Source organism: uncultured Caballeronia sp. (genome assembly GCF_964243625.1).
GTDB lineage: Bacteria > Pseudomonadota > Gammaproteobacteria > Burkholderiales > Burkholderiaceae > Caballeronia.
Genome location: NZ_CAXTGZ010000346.1, coordinates 1 through 6,512, shown reverse-complemented (window position 1 = coordinate 6,512; position 6,512 = coordinate 1). Strand labels below are relative to the sequence as shown.

Annotated in this window: 6 protein-coding genes and 1 pseudogene; 2 read left to right on the top strand and 5 right to left on the bottom strand. The window is 60.8% G+C overall.

All coding sequences use genetic code 11. The features are described from left to right. A pseudogene (locus ACFFAR_RS21200) lies at positions 1 to 502 on the bottom strand (hypothetical protein); the annotation flags it as partial. 51 nt (positions 503 to 553) lie between these two features. Further along, positions 554 to 2,002: a carbohydrate porin gene (locus ACFFAR_RS21195; RefSeq protein WP_375508404.1), complete on the bottom strand. Its 1,449-nt coding sequence runs from the start codon at positions 2,000 to 2,002 to the stop codon at positions 554 to 556. A 788-nt stretch (positions 2,003 to 2,790) separates the two neighbouring features. Here ACFFAR_RS21195 and ACFFAR_RS21190 point away from each other — a divergent pair. Next, on the top strand, positions 2,791 to 3,948 hold the full coding sequence (locus ACFFAR_RS21190; protein WP_375508403.1) for a branched-chain amino acid ABC transporter substrate-binding protein: 1,158 nt from the start codon (positions 2,791 to 2,793) through the stop codon (positions 3,946 to 3,948). Positions 3,949 to 3,990: 42 nt separating this feature from the next. Here the strand turns inward: ACFFAR_RS21190 and ACFFAR_RS21185 are convergent, their stop codons facing one another. The 3 genes from ACFFAR_RS21185 to ACFFAR_RS21175 form a co-directional block, all read right to left on the bottom strand. Beyond that, positions 3,991 to 4,458, bottom strand: a complete 468-nt coding sequence (locus ACFFAR_RS21185; protein ID WP_375508402.1) for an LEA type 2 family protein — start codon at positions 4,456 to 4,458, stop codon at positions 3,991 to 3,993. Positions 4,459 to 4,525: 67 nt separating this feature from the next. Further along, positions 4,526 to 4,849: an HNH endonuclease gene (locus ACFFAR_RS21180; RefSeq protein WP_174363329.1), complete on the bottom strand. Its 324-nt coding sequence runs from the start codon at positions 4,847 to 4,849 to the stop codon at positions 4,526 to 4,528. A gap of 13 nt (positions 4,850 to 4,862) precedes the next feature. Next, a complete protein-coding gene (locus ACFFAR_RS21175; protein WP_174363330.1) occupies positions 4,863 to 5,777 on the bottom strand; it encodes a LysR substrate-binding domain-containing protein in 915 nt (304 codons plus the stop codon). 123 nt (positions 5,778 to 5,900) lie between these two features. Here ACFFAR_RS21175 and ACFFAR_RS21170 point away from each other — a divergent pair. After that, on the top strand, positions 5,901 to 6,512 hold a 612-nt coding region (locus ACFFAR_RS21170), incomplete at its 3' end, for an aminotransferase class I/II-fold pyridoxal phosphate-dependent enzyme (RefSeq protein ID WP_375508401.1).

Here is a 6,512-nt window from a genome sequence, read left to right as displayed (position 1 = left end):
CCCACGGATCGTTGATGTTCGGGCTCACGATCGTCGATGCAACCTTGCCCTGGTTGTCCAGCACGATCAGGCAGCCGGCGCCCTTCGTGTTGGTCGTGCCGTCATTGCTCGGCGTGCTGCCGACGATCACCCAGCCCGACTTGAGCATGGTCATCGCGGTCGAGAGGCCGATACCGCCCGGGCATTCCTTCAAGTCGCGCGGCACGGTGGCGAAGACGCTCAGCTCCTTGGTGTCAGGGTGATAGTTGACGATGGTGCTGCCGGTGCCCTGCAAGTTGGCGGCATTGTTGAAGTTGCCGACCAGCACGTCGCCCTGCTTGACCGTCCCGCTTGAAACCGGCGCGACCACGAGCGCATACGGATTCTGGTCGCCGTTGGACGGAACGGTATTCACGAGCGTGGTGTTTCTATGCAGCGTTTCGAGAAAGCCGACAGGCGCTGCTTGTGCGGCGGTTCCTGCGAGGCCGCCCGCAAGCGCGATGATGCCGATAAGTTTTTTCATGCGAGTGTTCCGGGTGCGTGCATCGAGGTTCATGGTCACGAGTCCCGTCGATCAGAAGGTAATGGTGGTGCGCACGCCGACCACGAGGGTATTGCGCAAGGCCGCAGTCGGGTCGTTCGGGTTCTGGCCCGCGCCTGCGTTGAAGGTGTATTGCAGGTCGCCCTGCATGATCCACCACGGCGTGACCTGATATTGATACGTGGCTTCGACCGCGGTTTCGCTGGTGCGCACGCCGTACGGGCCGCCGCTGAACGCCGCGCTCTGCACGTCGAGATCGTGCACGTGATTGCCGACCTTGATGTACGCGAGGCCGATGCCGACGCTGTCGTTGTCGCGCCCCTTGAACGGCGCCTTCATCACGATGCCCGCGTTCGCTGAAAGGCTCACGAGGTTGCGGTCGCCCGGCGCACCCATCACGCGCGCAAACACGCCGATACTGCGCGGTTCATCCGGGTCGGGGCGCCAGATCATCTGGTCCGCGACCGCGTAGAAACTGTAGTTCCCGCGGTGCGATTGCGCCTTGCCGCTGCTCGCCGGATTGGCGAGTGACACACCGGTATCGTCGATACCCTGGTCGTCGAAACGTTCGTTGTTGTACCAGAAGCCGATCTTGTACGTGCCCGGCAAACCGCTTTGCGGCAGGCCGACCATTTCGCCATCGGACGGCTGGTTGATCGCGTACTGCAACTCGCCTATGTACAGCGCGCCGTTATGCAGGTTGAAGTTCGTGCCACTGAGATTGTTCGGATTGTTGCCGAGCGGATCGCCGTCGTAGACACCGGCGAGCGCCGTCAACGTAGGCGTGATCTGTCCGCGCACCCGCACGCCGAGCGCGGACAGCGGATAAGCCGGACCGCCCGAGGGCATGTCGTAGGACGGCAGGCCCGGCCAGCCGAACATGGTGTTCACGAAGGTGGCCGCGTACGAGCTGACCATGAACTCCTGGTCGATACTTTGCTGGCCGACCTTCACGTCCACGCGCTTGTTCAAGAACGATTGCTGGTACCAGAGTTCCCAGAGACGCGTCGTGTCCTGCGCTTCAATGCCGCTCGCCGTGTTGAGCGTTCCAAGGTTGTACTGGCTCAGGTTGCGGCCATGGATCTGCAGCGCGCTCGCGTTGAACGTGCCGCCTTCCCAGCCGAAAGCCTTTTGCGTATCGAGGCCGAGGGTGACCGTGGTCAGGCCGTCGTAAGTGCCGCCGGTTTTCAGGCCGCCGCGCACGTTGGCCAGGTATTCCGATGTTTCCGTCGCCTGGAGCGAGACGCCGTATTTACCGAGGAACGAGCGGATGCCGCCCATGTCGCCGAGCAAGGTCGAGCGGGTCCACACACCCGTCCATTGACCCGCTTGTTGCGCCTGGATGTTCAGGTCGGCCTCAGGCGCGTCCGTGGGTGTCGCGTCCGGATTCGCCGGGTTGCCGGCTGCCATTGCCGCCGATGAAGCCAGCGCAAGCCACGCACTCAGCAAGGCACGGCGCAAGGGCGCTTTCGAAACGCGCATATCGCGTTGGACCGGGTGGACGGGTTGCATCGAAATCCTTTGTCTTTGTTGCGGCGGCTGTCGCGGCGATTGAAGCGAACGCGAGCGTCGCGTTGATTATTCTTGAGACCTTTTTCGCCGGCGGTAATCGCCGGTTGCGTGGTATCGACGCATATCGAAAATCTCTCCGGAACCGTTCTCCATAAGGCACCGGCGACCGAATCGTACCGAGACGATCCCTAATCGTCAACACAAATGAGAACGATTCTCATTAAAATTACACCGAGTTGAAGACCACATTACAACTAGCCGTTTTCGCAAGTCTTTCAATGACTTGGATGAAATTAATCCGTAATGCTTTCGATATATATGATTAATTCCCAGTCTCTTGAAAGCATTCCCCCGGTCCGAGCTGATTTGTGCCGCAATCTTCAGCCGTGGGTTGACACTGCAATCTGTTGTATTGAACAAACGCGTAAATGAATCAATCCGGGCGTGCCTTGCGTCCGGCGGCCCCGTTTGGCTTCAGCTAAATCCGCTATGCCGAAATGCGCATCGCGAACGCGATGAACTGCCAAGACGCCGCTAATTTGGCTTCCTAAATTGCTGGTGGCGATGTATCGCATTTCCTCGCGTTTAAAGCCCGGTTTGGTTTAAGCAGTTATTTCGTCGACACCATAATGACGACGCGGGGAAATCCGCCTTGCCGAGGTAAATCGGCCATGGTTCATTCCTGATGCTGAACCGCGTCATCAAACCAATAAACCGTCCTGGCCGCCCGACCTGTCCAACCCGAAGGAGAAGAAAATATGCATCTTCGAACAAGTCTCAAACCGCTTGCCTGGATCATCGCGTGTGCTGCCGCCGTGGGTGCGTTGCCACTGTCCGCCGCTGCTGAAAACATCGATGTGAAGGTCGGTTTCGCCGCGCCGTTGACGGGCGCAAACGCCGGTTATGGCAAGGACTTGCAGAACGGCGTGCAGCTTGCACTCGATGAAGCCAACGCCAAGAAGATCCAGATCGGCGGCAAGACGGCCAACTTCATCATCCAGGCCGAAGACGACCAGGCCGACCCGCGCGTGGGCGTGCAGGCGGCGCAAAAGCTCGTGGATGGCGGCGTCGCCGTGGTCGTCGGACACTTCAATTCGGGCACGACGATTCCCGCGTCGCAGGTCTATCAAAACGCGGGCATTCCCGTGATCGATCCCGCCGCAACCAATCCGACCATTACGGAACGCGGTTTCGACAACGTCTTCACCGTCATTTCCAGCGATGCCCAGAACGCCGGCAACGCCGGGACCTACGCGGTGAAAGTCACGAAGGCGAAGAAGATCGCGATCATCGATGACCGCACGGCCTTCGGCCAGGGCGAAGCTGACGAGTTCGAGAAGGCCGTAAAAGCAGCCGGCGGCTCGATCATCGCGCGTCAGTTCAGCGACAATCAAACCGTCGATTTCTCGGCGCAACTGACGGCGCTCAAGGGCGCGGGCGCGGACCTGATCTTCTTCGGCGGCCTCGACCGGCAAGCTGCGGCCGTGGCCAAGCGGATGAAGCAGTTGAGCGTCAACGCGCAGCTCGTGGGCGGCGGCGGCGTGATGGATGCTGACTTCCTGAAGCTCGCCGGCGACACAGCCGAAGGTGTGATGGCCTGGGAATACGGCAGCCCGCTTGAAAAGATGCCGCAAGGCAAGGCGTTCGCCGACAAGTTCCAGAAGCGGTTTGGCGTCGCGATCCTGTCGTACGCGCCCTTCGGCTATGACGCGGCGTGGGCGGCGATCAACTCAATGGAAAAAGCGGGATCGATCGATCCTAAGGTGTATCGGCCGGTGTTGAAAGCGATCTCGTTTCCGGGAATCACGGGAACCATCGCTTTCGATGACAAAGGCGCCTTGAAGAACGCTTCCTCTACGATGTACCAGGTCAAGAGCGGCGCCTGGGTGCCGATCGTCACGAAGAGCGGCACGTAAGCGTCATGAAGCGCGGCGGCAATCAGGCGATTGCCGCCCTCTTCAGTACCCGCCTTGCAATGAGGCGGGTAATTTGATCGTCCCGGAACTGGTGAAGCGCACGCTGCCGAACATGTTGCCCGCGAGCTTCCCGCGCACGGTGTAGGGCACGCTGCCTCGCTGCATCACGTCGGAGAGGCCGAATGCCTGCCTCGCGGCGGCGAATGCGGAAACCGTCAACGGGATATTCAACACGGTCTCGCCGAAACGCGGCAATGTTCCGCGTGCGTCGCTCACGCCGCTCGCGAATGGTTTGCCGTCGAGTTCGAGGTCCAGCGCTATGCCGTCGTAGTTGATCGGCGTTTCGTTGGGGTTCTGCACGCGCAGCTTCACGACAAACCGCAGCTCGAGCCCCTGCCCTGCAATCGGTTCGATACCCGCAACGCTCACGCGTGGCGCATCGCGATCGAACAGACTCGCGCAACCGGCGAGGCCCAGCACCAAAAAAAGCCCGGCAAAAAACAGACGCATCGCGTGATCCATGAAGTTGAGTGTGGTCGCCCACTATAGCGGCATGGACACACTCGCGACTCGACGCCTATCGCTTCGTGGAGCTTCGCCGGGTTCGTTCGTAGAAGCCGGGCGGCTTGGTCCTCACCCAGTCGACGAACTTGCGGACATCGTCATTGGCGAGCAACGCCTGGACGGTCGAATATTCCTTCGCGAGCTGACCTTCGCTAAAAAGCGCGTGCAATTGCCTGTGGCAGACCCGATGCAGCACCGCGACGTCCTTGCCGCCCTTTGACTTGGGCACGAGGTGATGTTCGTCGCGCTGGCTTGCCGGAACCGGCCGGCCGCATAGCGCGCAGGATTCATCGGTGGCGGGTGGTTTGTACCAGGGCTCGGGGACGCGTTTTGCCATAGCGGAAAATTGTTTACGCCCGTTCCAGATACCTCGAAAGCCCCGCCCGCGTTAGCGCAGCCTCGCCTTCCATCCACTCGGCAAACTCGCTCAATACCTTCGATGCCGCCGGGCGTTCCGGATAAATCAGGTAATACGAAGCTCCGCTCGGCACGCAAAGCGAAAACGGCGTGACGATCCGTTGCGCGAGCAAATCCTCTTCGATCAACGACAAATCCCCGATCGTCACGCCCAAGCCCTGCATCGCTGATGAAATCGCAAGGTCGAGCGTGTCGAAGTGCTGCGCTTTCGCCGACGGCAATCCACGATACCCATAAGCTGCAAGCCACCTCAGCCAGTCGCGCCGGTCGCGTGTGGGATGCAGCAGGGTTTGTTCGGCGAGGTCGTCCGGCGTGATGTCGCGCGTCACGCGCTTGAGCAAACCAGGCGCGCAGACGGGCGTCAGGACTTCGTCGAAGAGATGATGCGAACTCACGCCCTTCAGCGCCGGCTGACCGAAAACGACGGCGGCATCGAATTGCTCGGCGTTGAATTCCACCCCATGGGACACCGCCGCCGTCACCTCGATCACCAGTTCCGGCCTCTCGTTCTGCAGACGGATCACGCGCGGCAAGATCCAGCGCATGGCGCACGTCGGGCATTTCACGCGCAAGGTGCCCGACTGCGCGCCGCTGCGCTCGAGCGCTTCGCTGATCTGCGCAAGCGCCTGCTGCACAGGCGCGAGCAGCATGGCGCCGTTCGGCGTGAGCGCCAGGCCGCGCGGCTGGCGCACGAAGAGCGCATACCCCAGATGCGCCTCCAGCCCGGAAATTTGCCGGCTGACGGCGCCTTGCGTGACATTGAGCAGATCGGCGGCGCGCGTAAAGTTGAGGCGCTGCGCAACGACGGCAAACGTCTTCAGGACATCGAGAGAAGGCAGCGGTTTCATCGGGGAACCTTGTGAGCCATGAGCGGCAGGCATGGCTAGTATGACAAACTTTCGATTGTCGGCGGTTAATGACTGCTGTCGAATGATCGTCGGTATATGAATTCAGTCTTACGGAGATTTGTCGTGAAAAGTGCCTGGACCCCTCAATCGAAGCTGCCTGCTGTCGGCACGACCATTTTTACCGTGATCGGCCAGCTTGCCGAGGAACATCACGCGCTGAATCTCTCGCAAGGCGCACCGAACTTCGCGCCCGATCCGAAGCTCGTGGAAAGCGCCGCGCGAGCCATGCGCGCGGGGCATAACCAGTACGCGCCCATGTCCGGCGTTCACGCGCTGCGCGATGCGCTCGCGCTGAAAACGCAAAAGCTCTACGGCGCGACCTACGATCCGGCAAGCGAAATCACCGTGGTTGCGAGCGCGAGCGAAGGCCTGTACGCAACCATCAGCGCGCTCGTGCATCCCGGCGACGAAGTCATCTACTTCGAACCTTCCTTCGACAGCTACGGCCCGATCGTCCAGTTGCAGGGCGCGACGCCCGTTGCGATCAAACTTTCGCCGGTGGATTTTCACATCGACTGGGACGAAGTTCAGGCCGCCGTCACGCCGCGCACGCGCATGATCATCGTCAATTCGCCGCACAATCCGTCGGGCAGCGCGTTCACGAGTGTGGATATCGAGCGCCTCACCGCGCTTACGCGTGACTCGAAGATCATCGTGTTGTCGGACGAAGTGTAT